The following is a 17,578-nucleotide window of genomic DNA, read 5'->3' on the forward strand; positions in this document are numbered from 1 at the left end:
TCGGGCCGGCGCCCCGCGGGCGAGCAGCACGAAAGATTGGGAACAGAGAACGTCGCGGCCCCGGGGCCTGCGACGACGGGGGCGTATCGCATGGGTCAAGACAGGTGTCCAGACACGCGCTGGGCGTGGGTGGAGATTGACAAGGGGGCGCTGCGCCGCAACACGCGCGCCTTCAAGGACCTGCTCGAGCCGGGCGTGCGCATGATGGCCGTCGTCAAGGCCGATGCCTACGGCCACGGGGCGGTGCAGTGCGTCAAGGTTATGCGCGCCGCCGGTGCCGACCAGTTTGCCGTGGCCACGGTGAAGGAGGGCCTGGAGCTTCGCGAGGCGGGCATCACGTGGCCCATCCTCATCCTCTCCGAGCCGCCCATGGAGTGCGTGCGGACCCTCGTCGAGCACGACCTCATGCCCTCGGTCTACACCCAAGGGTTCGCCCTGGCCTACGGCGAGTGCGCGGCGGCCCTCGGCAAGGTGGGCAAGTACCACCTCTCGCTCGAGACCGGCATGACGCGCATCGGCGTCAACTGGAAGGACGCGGTGGAGTTCCGCCGCGGCATCGACTTCCACCGCGGCCTCTCCTGCGCGGGCACGTTCACGCACTTCGCCACGGCCGACGTGCCCGGCGACTGGACCTTTGCCCTGCAGTTCAAGCGCTTCACCGAGGCCGTCTCGGCCATGCGGGGCGCGGGCATCGACTGCGGGCTCGTGCACTGCGACAACACGCCGGCCACGATCCTCTATCCCGACACGCACCTCGACATGTGCCGCGTGGGCGTGGGCCTCTACGGCATGCAGCCGGCCGAGAGCACCCGCCCGCACATCTCGCTCGACCCGGTCATGGGCGTGCGCGCCAAGGTGACGCGCGTCATCTATCCCGAGACGGGCGCGGGCGTGAGCTACGGTCTCACCTACACGGTGGCGCGGCAGAACACGCAGATCGCCACGATTCCCGTGGGTTATGCCGACGGCCTGTCCCGTACGCTCTCGGACAAGATGGACGTGCTGGTGCATGGCACGCGCTGCCCGCAGGTGGGCCACATCTGCATGGACCAGTGCATGTTCGCCGTGGACGTCAACACGCGTCGCGCGGTGCGCCCCATGGACGAGGTTCACTTCGGCGACGTGGTGACCATCCTGGGCGCCGACGGCAACGAGCGCATCACCGCCGAGGAGATGGCCAAGCTCAGGGGCACCATCAACTACGAGGTCACGTGCAACTTCGGCATGCGCCTCGAGAAGGTCTACGTCTAGGCTCTGACTGCCTGGCTTGTGGGCGCGGGGCTGGCGGAGATGACTCGGTCGGTCCCCTGACCTGCGACTTATTGACCTGGTGCCCACCCTTCCCGTTCCTCGCATTGGAGGTCGTCCCATGTCCGTCATGCACATTCCCGGCCACGAGCACCAGCAGCCCCGCGAGGTCATGCTCGAGGAGATTCAGAACGTCCTGGGCAACTGCCAGCGCTGCGAGCTGGGCCAGACGCGTACCAACATCGTGTTTGGCGTGGGCAACCCGCATGCGCGCGTGATGTTCGTGGGCGAGGGGCCGGGGCGAAACGAGGACATCAAGGGCGAGCCGTTCGTGGGGGCGGCGGGCCACAAGCTCGACTCGCTGCTGTCGGTGGCGGGACTCACACGCCAGGAGATCTACATCGCCAACGTGGTGAAGTGCCGCCCGCCCGGAAACCGCAACCCCAAGCCGGCCGAGATCGAGGCCTGCTCGCCGTTCCTGCGCGAGCAGATTCGCTCCATCTGGCCCGACGTCATCGTGTGCCTGGGTAATTTCGCCTCGCAGTGGGTCCTCAAGACCGACCGCGGCGTCACGAACCTGCGCGGCCAGCTCTACCAGCAGGGACACTTCGTGGTGTGCCCCACGTTCCACCCGGCGGCGTGCATCTACCACTCCGACTGGCAGCCCCTTCTGGAGGAGGACCTGCGCCGCGTGGGCCAGTGGCTCAGGGCCAACCCGCCCAAGGAGGATCCGGCCGAGGCGGCGCGGCGCGTGGCTCGCGAGGTGGGCATCGACCACGACGGCGACCCCAACGAGGGGCTGCGCATGGTGGACGCCAGGGAAGTTGCCGGGCGCAAGGCACCGGCCGGCGCGGGCGTGCCCGACTCGCGGCACGGCTCGGGGCTTGGCGCGGACGGGGGCGCGCGATGAGCAGGCTCGAGCTTGACTCTCGCTCCGCCACCGAGACCCAGGAGCTGGGTCGTCTCATGGCGGGGGCACTGGAGCCGGGGGACGTCCTCGTGCTCACGGGCGACCTCGGTGCGGGAAAGACGCAGCTCACGAAGGGCATCGCGCGCGGTTTGGGTATTGACGACGAGGTCACGAGCCCCACGTTTGCGCTCGAGGCCATCCACGAGGGCGGCCGCATGCCGCTCTACCACTTCGACCTCTACCGCCTGCACGACGCCGACGAGCTGGGCGACGCCGGGCTCTGGGACGTGCTGGGCACGGACGGCGTCTGCGTCATCGAATGGGGCGAGCAGTTTGCCGACGAGCTGGGCGACGAGCGCGTCGACGTGCTCGTCACGCGCGCGGAGGGCGAGGTGGAGGCCGGCGGCGAGCCGTTGCGCCACATCGAGCTCGTCTCGCACGAGGCCCGCGGCGATGCCCTCGTGGCCGCCGTGGCCGACGTGCTGCGGGGCCAGGGCCCAGCGTAGGCCGGCGGCACCCCCCACCTGCCCGGCGTTGTCAAGGGGTAACGATCGGTACAACTCGGTATAAGTTAGTACAAATTAGTACAAGTTGGTGCAAGTCGGTATAAGTTGGTGCAAGTTGGTATAACTTGGTATAAGTTCACCAACGACGGGAGGACTTTGCGATGGCTACCAACCCCTTCAAGCCGACTGCCGGCAAGATGCCGCCCGTGCTGATTGGACGCCAGGGAATTATCGATGACTTTGCCGAGGGTATCGACAACGGCGCGGGCGCCCCCGGCAGGCTGATGCTCATCACGGGACAGCGAGGCTATGGCAAGACGGTCATGCTCACCGAGCTGGGGCGCGTTGCCGAATCCCGCGGGTGGGGCGTCATCTCCGAGACGGCCTCGGAGGGGCTGTGCGGACGTCTCATCGAGGCGCTGGCAGACAAGGGGGTTCGTCTACGCGGCCTGAGCCTCACCCCCACGATCGGCGTTCCCGGGGTGACGGCGAGTCTCGGCGGCGCGAGCTTCTCCGCGGCAGAGCAGGGGGCGCTTACCCTCCGAGACGCCATTGAGGCCCGCCTTAAGAAGCTTCCGGCCGGCAAGGGCATCGCCTTTACCATCGACGAGGCCCAGGCTGCCTCGATGGAGGACATGGTCGCCCTTGCGACGGCGCTTCAGCACGTCATTCGTGACGAGGACATGCGCAATGTCTCGGACGCCGAGAAGCACGGGGTCGCCTTCGTCTTTGCCGCATTGCCCTCGCTTATGGACGAGCTTCTTCACGAGCGTGTGCTCACCTTTCTCAGGAGAAGCGTCCAGAGAAACCTTGCCGACGTCTCGATTCCTGACGTGCGCCTTGCCTACATGGAGACTGTTGCCGATTCGGGAAAGTCCATTACTGACGACGTGGCTCTCGAGGCAGCACGACTGTCTGACGGCTATCCGTACATGATTCAGCTCGTCGGCTACTACATGTGGCGTTCGGCGGAGCTGCGTGGGTCTCGTCTCATCGAGGTCGAGGACGTGAGGCGGGGGGTCGAGGACGCGACGTGGGCGTTTGGCGACGCCGTGTGTGCCCCTCTCATCGATGGCCTCACGACGGCCCAGCGCCTCTTCGTCGACGCCATGGTGCGAGACTATCCGGAGCCTGCCCGCACGTCAGACGTCGAGAAGCGGGTGAGACGCAGCGCCAGCTGGGTGAGCAAGTATCGGGCGAGCCTCATCAAGGAGCGGGTCATCGAGCCGGCCGGCTACGGGAGGGTCCGCCTGGCGGTGCCGCATCTTGGGGACTACCTGCGCAACCGCACGCACGCGTCGTAAACTGTCTGCATTACGTATAAGCCTTGGGAAGGGCTTCCATGAACATCGATTCCACCACATCGCAGCTTGTGCTTGCGATTGATACCTCCACTGACATGCTGGCGTGCGCGGTGGCAGAGCTGGTGCCGGGCCAGGCGGGCGCGGACGTGCGCGTGCTGGCTACGGGCGACCACCAGTGCCGCCGCCAGGCAAACGTCGAGCTCGTGAGCACGTGCCAGGACACCCTTGCGCGGGCGGGCCGCTCCATGGACGACGTCGACGCGGTGCTCGTGGGACGCGGCCCCGGCTCGTTCACGGGCGTGCGCATCGGCATCGCCACGGCAAAGGGCCTGGCGTGCGGGCTGGAGCGTCCGCTCTTTGGGGCCTCCACGCTCGACGCCGTTGCCTGGGGCGTGTGGCGCTCCGGCGTGCGCGGGCTCGTGGGCGTGGTGGGGGATGCCATGCGCCGCGAGGTCTACCCGGCCCTCTACCAGCTGGGCGAGGCTGGCCCCGATCGGCTCTTCGACGTCGAGTCGGTGTCCAGGGTGCCCGCGGCCGTCTCCGCGTGGGCTGAGCGTGCCGACCACGACCAGATCATGCTTGCCGGAGACGGGCTCAAGAAGTATCGGGTGCAGTTCGAGGCGGCTGGTTTGTCGCGCTTTGCCGACGAGGACGCCTGGCACCCGACGGGGGAGGGGCTGCTGCGCGCCCTTGCCGCCGAGCTGGTCGCCGCACATGTCGGCTCCGGGGACGCGACGGCATCCGCCCAGTCGGGTGACCCCGCGCTCGTGCTGCCCGTCTACACGCGCCTCTCCGACGCGGAGGAGAACGAGGCCAGGCGCCTGGGCCTCAAGGAGCCCGCGACGGTGGCGACCACCGGCTGCGACGATGCCCTGGCCGACCGCCACCTGCAGCTGCGCCCGATGAACGTGAACGACGTGGCGGCCGTGACGGCGCTCGAGGGCGAGGTGTTTGCCCCGAGCAACCACACACCCTGGAGCGCGCAGCTCTTCTCGGACGACCTTGCCGAGCCGGGTCACATCTGGTGGGTCGCTCACGACGAGGGCCAGATCGTGGGCTATGCCGGTGCCGTCATGGCGGGCGGCGACGCGCAGGTCTCCAACGTGGCCGTGGCCGAGGGCCGCCGGCGCGAGGGCGTCGCGGGCAGGCTGCTCGCGCGCGTCACCTACGACGCGCAGATGCTGGGAGCCGCCACGTCGTCGCTCGAGGTGGACGCCGACAACGCCGCAGCCCAGCGGCTCTATGCGCAGCTTGGCTACGGGGAGGTCGGCCGTCGCCCCAACTACTACGGCAAGGGCCACGATGCCCTCATCATGGAGGCGCAGCTGCCGCTCGTGACGCCAAGCCGCCACGACACGCCCGACCCGCACGCCTCCGTGCGCCCGTGGCCCATCGTGGCCGCGCCGCGCTCGGACGAGGAGGCCGCCACCATCGCCGGTGCCGGTCCGCTCATCCTGGCCATCGAGAGCAGCTGCGACGAGACAGCCATGGCCATCATCGACGGCGCCGGCCAGATCGTGGCCAACGTCGTTGCCACGCAGATCGACTTCCACGCGCGCTTTGGTGGCGTGGTGCCCGAGATCGCGAGCCGCAAGCACGCCGAGGCCGTCGTGGGCGTCTACGAGGAGGCCATGGCGCAGGCGGGCGCGCACTTTGGCGTAGACACGTTGGTCCCGGCCGACCTCGCGGCCGTGGGCGTGACGCAGGGCCCGGGTCTCGTGGGCGCACTCGTGGTGGGCATCGCGTTTGCCAAGGGCCTTGCCGCCGGCTCTGGCCTGCCGCTCATTGGCGTCGACCACCTCGAGGGGCACCTCTTTGCCAATCTCTTCGAGACGCCGGACCTCAGGCCTCCCTTCGTGGCGAGCCTCGTCTCGGGCGGGCACACCATGCTCGTGCACGTGCGCGACTGGGGCGACTACGAGGTGCTGGGGCAGACCATCGACGACGCGGTGGGCGAGGCGTTCGACAAGGTGGCCAAGGCGCTGGGGCTGGGCTATCCCGGCGGCCCCGTCATCAGCAGGCTGGCGGCGAAGGGCAACAAGAAGGCCATCCACTTTCCGCGCGCGATGATGCACTCGGGCGACTACAGCTTCTCGCTGTCGGGCCTCAAGACAAGCGTCATCACCTACATCAACAACGAGAACAAGGCCGGCAGGCCCATCAACCTGCCCGACCTCGCGGCGAGCTTCGAGGCGGCCGTCATCGACGTGCAGGTGGCCAAGGCCGTGGACGCCGTCAGGCAGACGGGTGCCAAGGACTTTTGCGTGGGCGGCGGCGTGGCGGCGAACCCGCAGCTCCGCGAGGCGTATAAGCGTAGGTTCGGGCACATGGGCGTGCGGGTGACGGTGCCGCCCCTCTCGGCCTGCACCGACAACGCGGCCATGATCGCCCTCGTGGCAAAGCGCAGGTTCGACCGCGGCGAGCTGTCTGACCTGCACATGGACGCCGATCCCAACATGAGCCTGTAGGGTTGTCCGGGGCGGGCTGTTGTCTGGGGCCGGTCCCCTTGCGGTCCGGCCTCCTTCTGAGGGGAGACGAGCGAGATGGGCAAGGGCTCCAAGACGCGCAGGGAGCGGGGGCGGGCGCGGGCTCGCGAGCGCGCGGAAGCGGTGCGCGAGGCCAAGCGAAGCGAGGCGCGCGGGGACGCCGCCGGTAGCGAGGCCGCCGGGTCCGAGGTGCCGCTTGGCGGACGTATCTGGTCGGTCGTCGGGCCGTCCCGTCCGCTTCTGCTCGTGGACACGGCCGTGGTGGCTGCGCTGGGCCTGCTCGCGGCATGGGTGACGCCCAACGCCGCGCGCACGGTCATGGGCAGCCGGGAGCTCTGGGCCTTCATGATGGCGGTGTGTGGCGCATGGCTGGTGCTTGGCGTCGTCGCGGCGCTCATGCACTTCTACTACGTGGGCACGGGCCAGGTGGGCCGCAAGGCATTTGGCAAGGAGACCGAGCGCCAGAGCCTCTTCCTCTGGTCGGTCGTCGTCTTCGTCTCGACCCTGGCGCTGGCCGTCAACCTGGCTGCGTAGGGGACCTGTTGGCGCGAGCCCTCCGGCGTGCGGCCGCGCGCGTTGGTCGGGCTTGCTCCCCAGGCATCGCCGTCCGCCCAAGTCTGTAGACTTGTGCCAATGACCACAGGCAAGGGGGGGTTCCCATGCGAGACGGATTCGTGAAGGTGGCCGCGCTCACGCCGGCCATACGCGTCGCCGACGTCGACTACAACGTCGACGCATGCGTCGCCGCGGCGCGCGAGGCGGCGGGGGAGGGCGCTCGCGTCATCGTTTTGCCTGAGCTCGCAATTACGGCCTATACCTGCGAGGACCTCTTCTGGCAGGACGCGCTGCTCGATGCCGCGGCCCGGGGCCTGGCCTGTCTCGTCCGCGAGACGGCCGCCCTTGACGCCCTTTTGCTCGTGGGCGTTCCCCTGCGCGTGAACGGCAAGCTCTACAACTGCGCGGCCGTGGCGAGCCGCGGCCAGCTGCTTGGCCTCGTGCCCAAGCGCAACATCCCTACCTACAACGAGTTCTACGAGGGCCGGCACTTCTTGGCCGGGCCGGACGAGGCGGCGTGGCTGTCGCTTGCGAGCCTCGGGTTGGGCGAGCTCGCGGGCACAGGCCCGGACGGCGACGTCGTTCCCTTCGGTAGCCGCCTGCTCTTTGCGTGCGACGAGCTGCCCGGCCTCGTGGTGGGCGCGGAGATCTGCGAGGACCTCTGGGTGCCAGACCCGCCCTCGACCGCGCTTGCCCAGGCGGGCGCCACGCTCGTGTGCAACCTCTCCGCGTCCAACGAGCTCGTCGGCAAGGCCGACTATCGCAGGAGCCTCGTGGCCTCCACGAGCGCCCGGCTGGTCTGCGCCTATATGTATGCGAGCGCAGGCTGGGGCGAGTCAACGCAGGACCTCGTCTTTGGCGGGCACGACCTCGTGTGTGAGAACGGCCGCGTGCTGGCCGAGACCAAGCCGCTCGCCGACGCCGGTCTGGCCCGGGTGGGCGAGGGCCACGCGGCGGTGGGCGTCTCCGCCGCCATCGACGTGCAGCTCCTCGCGGCGGACCGCCGCCGCATGTCGACGTTCGAGACGCTCTCCAGCCCGGACGACCACGGCTTTACCGTCGTGCCCTTCTCGCTCGGCGTGTCCGAGACGAGCCTTGCCGGGCGTCTCGTCGACCCGCACCCCTTCGTGCCGGCCGACCGCGCACGCCGCTCCGAGCGCTGCGAGGAGATCTTTGCCATCCAGGCGCACGGCCTGGCCAAGCGGCTTGCCCATACGCACAGCGCGCGGGCGGTCGTGGGAGTCTCGGGCGGCCTTGACTCCACGCTTGCCCTGCTCGTGTGCGCGCGGGCGTTTGACCTGCTGGGACTTGACCGCGCGGGCATCCTCGCCATCACGATGCCCGGCTTTGGCACGACCGCACGCACGCACGACAACGCCCGGGCCATGAGCGAGGCGCTCGGCTGCGAGCTGCGCGAGATCTCCATCGCGGCGGCCGTGCGCCAGCACTTCGCCGACATCGGGCACGACGAGGCCGACCACTCCGTGACCTTCGAGAACGCGCAGGCCCGCGAGCGCACGCAGATCCTCATGGACGTGGCCAACCAGGAGGGCGGCCTCGTGGTGGGCACGGGCGACCTCTCCGAGCTTGCGCTGGGCTGGGCCACCTACAACGCCGACCACATGAGCATGTATGGCGTGAACGCGGGCGTGCCCAAGACGCTCGTGCGGCACCTCGTGCGCTACGTGGCCGACGCGGCTGCGGCCGGTGGCAAGGCGGCGCTCGGCGCGGGCCTCGGCGAGGAGGCCGTGCGTAATGGCGCCGAGCTTGCGCGCGTGCTCTACGACGTGCTTGACACGCCGGTCTCGCCGGAGCTGTTGCCGGCGACGGGCGACGGCAAGATCTCGCAGAAGACCGAGGACCTCGTGGGTCCGTACGAGCTGCACGACTTCTTCCTCTACAACGTGCTGCGCTGCGGGTTTGGTCCGGCCAAGGTCTACCGCCTGGCGCTCGAGGCCTTTGGCGGCCGCTACGCCTCCGGCACCGACGCCGACGACGCGGCCGTGGGCACCTATGACGCCGAGGCGGTCATGAAGTGGCTGCGCAAGTTCTACTGGCGGTTCTTCTCCCAGCAGTTCAAGCGTAGCTGCCTGCCCGACGGCCCCAAGGTGGGCACCGTGGCCGTGAGCCCGCGCGGAGACCTCCGCATGCCGAGCGACGCCGTCTGCGCCCTCTGGCAGCGTGAGCTCGAAGGACTGTAATGCTCGCGCGGGGCACGAGGGGGAGCCGGCGTGCCGGGAAGCGGGGCTCGAGGGGGATCATGGACCACGCCGCGCCTCTGGTGCGCGTGCTGTGGTGCGCATGGCTGGGGGCGCTGTTTGGGGCGCCCCCGGTGCTCTCGCTCGAGGGCGTGCTCCCGAACAGTGGGTACGCGCTCGTTTTTTCTGACCTCAGGATGGTCATGACCGTGTGCGGGGTCCTGGGCATCGTCGGGGGCGGATATCTGAGGGACGTGATTGACCGACGGCGGCTCCATGGGCTGCCGCTGGTTTGCGATGCCGGCGCGGGCGGACTGTACGTGGCAGCGTCATGGGGGAGGGCGACGGGCTGGATAGCCGGAGGCCCCGACGAGCCGCTGCCCCTTGTGGCGTCCGTTGTCCTGGGCGTCCTGGGAACGTCGTTGGCGGGCGTTGCGTCGTTGTGCCATGCGGCGCTGTTCGCATGGCTGCCCTCAGGACGTCGCGCTCCGGAAGCGGTGGCGGAACGTCGTCCGTCTGCCCAGGAGCTGCCGCGGCATTCGCTTGCCTCAAGGATCTGTGCCTTCGTGCCCTTTTCTTCAGCTTTCCTGTTGGCCTGGGGCCTGATGCCCGCCGGCGCCCGCGCCTTTCCGGGCTGGACGGTTCTGCGGGCGTCCCTGGCCCAGGCGTTTCCTCTCTCCGACCAAGAGTGGTGGCAGATCGTCTTCTACGTCATTCCTCCGGGCCTTTCGGGGACGATTGGCCCCTTCGTGCTGCGTCTTGGTGCCGCCGATATCGACATGCAGTCGATTGTGCCCATGGCGGCCTGGATGCTGGGGCCCCTCTGCCTGGTTGCCGTCGGGTCTGCCGTGAGCCGTCTCGTGCCGAGTGGGCGGGGGAGTGTTGCCCCGCTTCTTGCAGCCCTTTTCCTGGGTGCCTATACCTGTTGGGTCGCCTGCTGTGCGTGGCCGACGCTCATGCTGTGGCTCGCGCTCTCATGGTGGAGGCTCGTGGCGGCAGCCGCGGCCCTGATGCTCGGGGCGGTCCTGGTGCCGGTCGTGTCGCGCCGCCGGCCTGGCACCGGTGCGCTGTGCCCGAAGGGCACCTGCCGGTCTGGCACCGGTGCGCCGTGCGCGGCGGATGCCTGCCGGCCTGGCGCTTGCATACCACATGCCGTGGGGGACCGCGCGCCTGTCTCGCACCATGAGGCGCGCGATGGGAGGGGCGTGTCTCCCAGTATGGGCTTCCGTGACGACGGGGCCGCTGCCGCCCTCGCGGAGCGCGGGGGATTCTCGGCCCGCGAAGCCCAGGCGGTGACCTTGCGTCTGCGGGGTCTGAGTTCGGCGGCGGTGGCGGAGAGGATGGGCATCAGCCCGTCGACCGTACGCAACCTGCAGGCGCGTGCCTGCAGGAAGCTCGGCGTCTCCTCGTTTGGGGAGCTGACAGACTGGGCTGGCGACTTGGGGGAACAGGCCGGTCGAACCGGCGATGCGGCCAGCCGGACCAGCGGCTCCGGAAGGTCGGCCTGTCGAGCTGGCGGTGCGTCTGTGTTTCGGCGTGGTTCTTCGGATGAGGGAATCTGCCGAGCCCAAGGTTCCATGGCCGCCTCCTCAGAAGTTCCCAGGTACTGTGCCCCGGCTCTCATGCGGGCTCTGTTGCCGGACATTCTGGTGGGCGCCTTGGCCCTCGCCTTTATCCTCGTGCCTCTCGGCCCCGCCGATCCCGATGCGAGCCCCCTGCGGTGGCAGCGGCCGTTCATTCGCTTTGCCGCACTGTTCGCGGCTGTTCTTTGGCTGGTGGCGTGGCGATGGGTGTCGAATCGCGGTGTGCGCGGCTTGGGGCGATGGACGCTGCACTTCCGGGCGCTGCACGTGGTGCTCTGCGTTGCAGTTGGCATGGGCTGGGGAATGGCGCTCGACGCGACGGTGCCCCTTGCCATGGTGCCACGCGCTCCCGCCGTTGGGGTTCTTGCCCTGCTGTTCGCGGGGCTGGTGGCACATACGTCGGTAGAATTCGATCGTGTCGGGCGGACGAGAGTCCCCGTGCCGTGGAGCGGCGCAGGCTGGCTGCTGGTCGCTGCCGGTGCGTTCATGGGCTCCCTTGCATCGTGGTGTCTCTTTTCTGCGCAGCGGGTGCTCGTATTGCTCAACCAGGGAGAGAGGGCCGTGAGGCTCGCCTCGGCGGCGGGGTGGGTCGAGGGCGGGCTGGGGCTCCTGGCGTTTGGGGCTCTCGTGTTCGTGGCGCTCGACGCGCTGCGAAGGTATCAAGCCGGTGGCCTCTCCGATGGCGAAGGCGCGGCCGGACGGCCTGTTACGGACGAGCGCGTACGCGCCTACCTTGTGAGCCGGGGCCTGGGCGAGACCCAAATCGAGGTCATGATGATGACGATGGCCGGAGCTTCTCGTTCGGAGATCGCGCGTCGCCTCACTATCGCTGTGGGAACGGTCAACTCGTCACGATATATGGCCTACCGCGCCCTGGGCGTGCATACGCGCGCGGGCTTTCGTGACGCGGTGCTCAGGGGCCTGAGTCAATAGGATCTGGCCCACGACCGCCGGCCACGCCTACCGCGTGCTGTCGGCGTCAGTCGCCCGTAGACACCCCTCATATCTGCAGATGCATACCTCTTGTCTACAGACGCCTCTCCTTTCGCAGGGCATGGTGGTGACGGGTCGGTAAAAGCCGATTTGATGGTGAATGACCCATGTCAACCAACGTGGGGGTGCGGTATGAAACTGTTCGCAAGGTACCTTGGGGCACTCGTCCGCGTGGCCTTCGATAGGCGCCGAGGCATTATTCCGCTTGTGATCGCTCAGATCATCATGCTGCTCCCCCTGGTCTTCGGATTCCCTTCCGGCTACGAGGCAATCACCCTCGTGGCCCGGCAGAATCTTGACCTGAAGACAAGCCTGCTGAGCAGCGCGCAGCCCGCGGGCATCCCCCAAGATGTCATCGATGCGGACAGACGAGAGAGGGACATCCTGAGCGAGGCCCTCTCCGCGGCGGATGGCAGCGCTGCCCAGCTCGAGGGCCTTGCCGACTACTACAGTCTTGGCGCAAGCTCCGAGGCAGCCTCCCGGGATAGTGAGCTTTGGCTTCTCGACCAAGCGCGGGCGACGCTCTTGCGTTCCATCGCGGAGTTGAAGCGTCCGGAAGTCTATCAAACGACGCGACAGATGCCATTCACCTACTATCTCGCCTATTCATTCTGGGTCATCCCGGTCGCGCTCGTGGGTATCGTCGTCGCGACGGGTGTCTCGTCGGTGCTGTCCGTCCTCTGCGACGGCCGGCTGTTGTGCCGGGCCCCGGTGAGCGAGCCCGTGCGGTGGCTCGGGGCCTACCTCGTGATGCTCCTCGCCTCGGTCGTATACCTGCTTGCGGCCGTGGCGCCAACTGCCCTGATTACGGTGGCGCGCTCCGGCGCGGGCTCTCTCGACTATCCCGTCGTGTCGGTCCTCGACGGCGAGGTCGTTGTGTCGACGGTCGGACGGGTGCTGGCGGGCGACGTCGCGCTCACGGCCATGGCCCTGGCGTGGGGCCAGGCCCTGATGACGCTCGTCGTGGCGTCATCCTCCTCGCCCGCCGCCGGGCGCGGTGTGATCTTCGCGGCGTTCCTGCTGCCGCTGCTCCCGCTGTACCACGAGCCGGGCATGCCGTGGAGGGGCCTTCTCACGTTCCTGCCGATGACCTACCTCTTGGTGTCGGGGGTCGTGGGAGCCCCGCTCTATGTGAACGGCTCCGAGATGCGATACGCGAGCGGCGCGACCCTCGGCCTCGGGGCTGCGGTGTGTGGCGCGTCCGTGCTCCTGCTGCTTATGCTCTTGACGTTCCTGGGCCTTGGGCGGGACGCCGCCCGCCGGAGGCGCCTCGCCCCCTCCGCGGCGACGCGCCCGGCGGTTCTGGGCCTGGACGACGTTTCGGTGGGCCACGGGCGGCGACACGTGGTGCATGTCTCGTCGTTCTCGCTGGCGTCGAACGCGGTGACGGGCCTTGTCGCCCCCAACGGCAGCGGAAAGACCTCCCTCATGGCAGCGATGGCTGAGCCGTGGCTGCCCGGGGTGTCCGGTCGGGTCTCGAGGGTGGACGCGACCGGCTCGTGCGCCGCGTGGCGGCGTGCAGTGGTGTTCGTGCCGGGTCCGCAGATGCTCTATCCCTGGCTGACGGGTCGCCAGCAGGCACGCGTGGCGTGTGGGCTCTGGGGGTCGGGGGCCAGGCTTGACAAGCTCGCGAAGCTGCTGGGTGCCGAGGCGCTGCTCGACGTCCCTGTCCGCAGGTGTTCGCAGGGCATGGCGCAGCTCGTCTGCCTGACGGTGGCGCTCTGCACGGGTGCAGCTTGTCTGCTGCTCGACGAGCCGACGAGCGCGCTCGACTTCAAGAATGTAGGGGTGGTGAGCGGGGCTCTTCGGTCGTATGCGGGGGACGGCAAGGCGGTCATGCTGTCGACTCACGACGTCGCCAACGTGGACAGCTCGTGCGACCGCGTCGCCTGGATCGTGGACGGGGAGCTCGCATGCGATGAGGCCCCCGCCTTAGGGCGCCGTTCATGCGCCGAGGAGTACGAGCGTCGCTATGCTAAACCTCCAAAGGTGTAGGCCATTACTTCGAGATATCACAAAATCTAAGTGCGATGGAAGAAGATTTTTTCATTTCCCGTTGTTATATCGCGGGCAGCTGGGTACTATTCAAAGCGTTAGCAGATGGCGCGGCGCGAGATCGCCCGCGTCGACCGTGCCTGCACTGTGGTTTGCCCGCGAGGGCGCACGCAGGCACCCGAGAAGGAGGTTCATCGATATGACGCTTAAGCCGCTTGGAGACCGCGTTCTCGTTAAGCCCGCTCCCAAGGAGGAGAAGACCGCGACCGGTCTGTACATCTCCAGTGGCGCCCAGGAGAAGCCGCAGAAGGGCGAGGTCATCGCTGTCGGCGCCGGCAAGTTCAACGACAAGGGCGAGCGCATCGTCCCGGACGTCAAGGTGGGCGACGAGGTCTACTACGGCAAGTTCGGCGGCAACGAGGTCAAGGTCGACGGCGAGGACTACCTGCTGCTCCGCGCCGATGACATCTACGCGATCATCGAGGCCTAAGCCCCAGACTCGCTCATCCGAACCTTTCGTCGCATGGCCGCACGACTCGGCGGCCGCACGACGTGAACTCTGAAAGGAAGCCTTCCAATGGCTAAGAACATTGCCTTCGGCACCGATGCCCGCGCCAAGATTGCCAAGGGCGTCAACACCCTGGCTGATGCCGTTACCGCGACGATGGGCCCCAAGGGCCGCTACGTCGCCCTCGAGCGCTCCTACGGCGCCCCCACCATCACCAATGATGGCGTCTCCGTCGCCAAGGAGATCGAGCTCAAGGACAAGGTCGAGAACATGGGCGCCCAGCTGGTGAAGGAGGTCGCCACCAAGACCAACGACACCGTGGGTGACGGCACCACCACTGCCACGCTGCTTGCCCAGGTCATCGTGAACGAGGGCCTGCGCAACGTCGCCGCCGGCGCCGACCCGCTGGCCATTCGTCGCGGCATCGACAAGGCCGTGAACGCCGTCGTCGAGTCCATGAAAGCTGCCGCCAAGCCGGTCGATACCAAGGAGCAGATTGCCTCCGTTGGCACCATCTCCGCGTCTGACCCGCAGGTCGGCCAGAAGATCTCCGACGCCATGGAGGTCGTGGGCAAGGACGGCGTCATCACCGTCGACGAGGACAAGACCAACTTCGGCATCTCGGTCGACACGGTCGAGGGCATGCAGTTCGACAAGGGCTACATCTCCCCGTACTTCGCGACCGACAACTCCGCTATGACCGCCGAGCTGGACAACCCCTACATCCTCATGACCGACCAGAAGGTGTCCAACATCCAGGACATCCTGCCGGTGCTCGAGGCCGTTCAGAAGTCCGGCAGCTCGCTGCTCATCATCGCCGAGGACGTTGACGGCGAGGCGCTCGCCACGCTGATCCTCAACAAGCTCCGTGGCACGCTGAAGATCGCCGCCGTGAAGGCCCCTGGCTACGGCGATCGTCGCAAGCGCATGCTTGAGGACATCGCCGTCCTCACCGGTGGCCAGGTTGCCATGGAGGAGCTTGGCATCAAGCTCTCCGACACCACCGCCGAGATGCTCGGCCGTGCCAAGAGCGTGAAGATCACCAAGGACAACACCACCATCGTCTCTGGCGCCGGCTCCAAGGAGGCCATCGACGAGCGCGTTGCCCAGATCAAGGGCGAGATCGAGCACACCGACTCCGACTTCGACCGCGAGAAGCTCCAGGAGCGTCTGGCCAAGCTCTCCGGCGGCGTGGCTGTCATCAAGGTTGGCGCTGCCACCGAGGTCGAGCTCAAGGAGGTCAAGCACCGTATCGAGGACGCCCTGCAGGCCACCCGTGCGGCTGTCGAGGAGGGCATCGTCGCCGGCGGCGGCGTGGCCTTCCTTGAGGCCCTGCCGGTGCTCGACAAGGTTGAGGCCACCGACGAGGAGAAGATTGGCGTCGAGATCGTCCGCAAGGCGCTGGTTGCCCCGGTCAAGAAGATTGCCGAGAACGCCGGCTTCGAGGGCTCCGTCGTGGTCGAGAAGATCAAGGGCCTGCCTGCGGGCGAGGGTCTAAACTCCGCCAACGGCGAGTGGGGCGACATGATCAAGATGGGCGTGCTCGACCCGGTCAAGGTCACGCGCACCACGCTCCAGAACGCCGCCTCCGTCGCCTCGCTCATCCTCATCACCGAGGCCACGGTCACCGATGAGCCGAAGGACACCACCATCGAGGAGGCCATCTCCCAGGCTGCTGCTCAGGGCGGCCAGGGCGGCGGTATGTACTAAGCCCGATGGCAAACTAGCTAGCTGCGAGGCCCCGGTCTCGTTCCTCTAGCGCTTCCGACGGCGGCCCGGCCTATACCCTCCGCGCGAGGTCACTTGCTTTGCAAGTCCCCAAGTCTCGCGCTTTGGTAAAGGCCGGGCCGCCTGTTGGTAACGGTGCTGGAACGAGGCCGGGGCCTCTTGCTGCTTGTTGGCCATGCGTTTGGCTTCGGCCTTCTTGGAGCCTGTCGTTTGGCGGGGGAGATAGAATAGGGGCTTGCGTTGCCCGGGGGATGGTGGCGCTTGGCGTAAGGGAGATGTATGGCGCAGAATCGGGACCTGCTCGATGAGTTCATCGACATAAAGAATGACTGGCAGGCGCTCTCGAACCCTGTCAACGATGTCGCGAACGCCCTCTCTGCGCGGCCGGAGGAGGTCCAGGCCTGGAACCCGGCCGAGTTCAAGGAGCGTCCGCGCGCCAACGTGAACCCCTGCGTGACCATCCAGGGAGACGACCCCAAGCTCTGCACTCGCTGCGTCGACGTGTGCCCGGTCTCCGCCATCGACATGTCCGAGGGCGGCATCGAGGTCTCCGACAGGTGCCGCAAGTGCGGCCTGTGCTCGTCCATCTGCACGAGCGAGTGCTTCACGGCCACCCAGATCACCCCGCGCAAGCTCTACGAGCGCATCGTCCGCGCGGCCTCGGCGTTCGAGCATGCCTACGTCACCTGCACGCGCGGCCTTGGCCGCATTCCCGAGGGCAACGAGGTCGTGCTGCCCTGTGTGGGCGCTGTGCCCCCTGAGGTCTGGTACGCCATTCTCGTGGACTATCCCAACGTCTCCATTTCCCTGCCGCTTGGCATCTGCGACCGCTGCCGCAACGTCACGGGTGAGGACGTCTACGTCAACGCCATCGGCCAGGCCGAGGAGCTTTCGGGCAAGGGCATGGGCCTCGAGGTCGACGAGCACTCGCTCGACCGCACCAAGAACCACGCCTTCGAGCGCAAGGAGTTCATCGACAGTATCAAGAAGCAAGGACTCTCCGCCGTGGGCGCGGTGAACCCCGCCATTGCCGTGGCGCGCTCCATCACCAAGAAGATTGACGAGAACACGCGGCGCATCAACGCGATCACCAGCACGCTCGACGCGGCGGCGGCTCCTACGACCGTCCGTCGCCGGCGCGTGCTGACCCAGCGCCGGCAGATCATGCTCACCACTCTGCAGAGGCATCCCAAGCTCGCGGTGCGTATGGAGCCCAGGCGCCCCACGTGCGACCCGGAGCGCTGCAACCTCTGCGGCGACTGCGCCAAGGTGTGCCCCACGCGCGCGTGCGAGGTCACCGACGGCGGCGTCTTCAGGGTCGAGGCTGCCTACTGCATCGAGTGCGACGCCTGCATCAAGGTCTGCTCGGAAAAGGCGCTCTCCTACGAGTCCTACAACGCTGCGGAGCTCGTGGTGCCCGACAAGGAGGAGACTGAGCGCAAGAGGCGCCAGGCCGAGCAGAAGGCCGAGATGGAACGCCTCAAGAAGCAGGGCATGGAGCAGCTCAAGCGCGGCCTCGACTTCCTCGAGAAGCTGGATACGGACGACTAAGATAGTGCGAGGC

General features: G+C 67.8%; 11 protein-coding genes and 1 pseudogene. All 12 read left to right on the forward strand.

Annotation, left to right across the window (positions count from 1 at the left end):
• Positions 1 to 90 precede the first annotated feature (90 nt).
• The gene (alr, locus tag EFAMC1_RS09175) at positions 91 to 1,251 is read left to right on the forward strand and encodes an alanine racemase (protein WP_154053976.1); all 1,161 of its coding nucleotides are present in this window, start codon (positions 91 to 93) and stop codon (positions 1,249 to 1,251) included.
• Between the two features lie 118 nt (positions 1,252 to 1,369).
• Positions 1,370 to 1,975, forward strand: a pseudogene (locus EFAMC1_RS09180) (uracil-DNA glycosylase); the annotation flags it as partial.
• A gap of 179 nt (positions 1,976 to 2,154) precedes the next feature.
• The gene (gene tsaE / locus EFAMC1_RS09185) at positions 2,155 to 2,664 is read left to right on the forward strand and encodes a tRNA (adenosine(37)-N6)-threonylcarbamoyltransferase complex ATPase subunit type 1 TsaE (protein ID WP_154053978.1); all 510 of its coding nucleotides are present in this window, start codon (positions 2,155 to 2,157) and stop codon (positions 2,662 to 2,664) included.
• A gap of 161 nt (positions 2,665 to 2,825) precedes the next feature.
• Positions 2,826 to 3,968 (forward strand): ATP-binding protein, encoded by a 1,143-nt coding sequence (locus EFAMC1_RS09190; RefSeq protein WP_154053979.1) that lies wholly within the window; start codon positions 2,826 to 2,828, stop codon positions 3,966 to 3,968.
• A 38-nt stretch (positions 3,969 to 4,006) separates the two neighbouring features.
• Positions 4,007 to 6,436, forward strand: a complete 2,430-nt coding sequence (tsaD, locus tag EFAMC1_RS09195; protein ID WP_154053980.1) for a tRNA (adenosine(37)-N6)-threonylcarbamoyltransferase complex transferase subunit TsaD — start codon at positions 4,007 to 4,009, stop codon at positions 6,434 to 6,436.
• A 75-nt stretch (positions 6,437 to 6,511) separates the two neighbouring features.
• The gene (locus EFAMC1_RS09200) at positions 6,512 to 6,988 is read left to right on the forward strand and encodes a hypothetical protein (RefSeq protein WP_154053981.1); all 477 of its coding nucleotides are present in this window, start codon (positions 6,512 to 6,514) and stop codon (positions 6,986 to 6,988) included.
• 125 nt (positions 6,989 to 7,113) lie between these two features.
• Complete coding sequence (locus EFAMC1_RS09205; protein WP_154053982.1) at positions 7,114 to 9,210, forward strand: NAD(+) synthase; 2,097 nt, start codon at positions 7,114 to 7,116, stop codon at positions 9,208 to 9,210.
• 59 nt (positions 9,211 to 9,269) lie between these two features.
• Entirely contained in the window at positions 9,270 to 11,723 is a 2,454-nt protein-coding gene (locus EFAMC1_RS09210) for a LuxR C-terminal-related transcriptional regulator (protein WP_187324644.1), read from the forward strand.
• 192 nt (positions 11,724 to 11,915) lie between these two features.
• Positions 11,916 to 13,778 carry an ATP-binding cassette domain-containing protein gene (locus EFAMC1_RS09215; RefSeq protein ID WP_187324645.1) on the forward strand — a complete coding sequence of 621 codons (1,863 nt, stop codon included), beginning with the start codon at positions 11,916 to 11,918 and terminating at the stop codon, positions 13,776 to 13,778.
• Positions 13,779 to 13,977: 199 nt separating this feature from the next.
• A complete protein-coding gene (gene groES, locus EFAMC1_RS09220) occupies positions 13,978 to 14,268 on the forward strand; it encodes a co-chaperone GroES (protein WP_154053985.1) in 291 nt (96 codons plus the stop codon).
• Between the two features lie 87 nt (positions 14,269 to 14,355).
• Positions 14,356 to 15,996 (forward strand): chaperonin GroEL, encoded by a 1,641-nt coding sequence (gene groL / locus EFAMC1_RS09225; protein ID WP_154053986.1) that lies wholly within the window; start codon positions 14,356 to 14,358, stop codon positions 15,994 to 15,996.
• Between the two features lie 297 nt (positions 15,997 to 16,293).
• A complete protein-coding gene (locus EFAMC1_RS09230) occupies positions 16,294 to 17,565 on the forward strand; it encodes a 4Fe-4S ferredoxin (protein ID WP_154053987.1) in 1,272 nt (423 codons plus the stop codon).
• Positions 17,566 to 17,578: the final 13 nt, after the last annotated feature.

The sequence above is a fragment of the Olsenella uli genome (genome assembly GCF_901212675.1).
In the GTDB taxonomy this organism is placed as follows: Bacteria; Actinomycetota; Coriobacteriia; order Coriobacteriales; family Atopobiaceae; genus Parolsenella; species Parolsenella uli_B.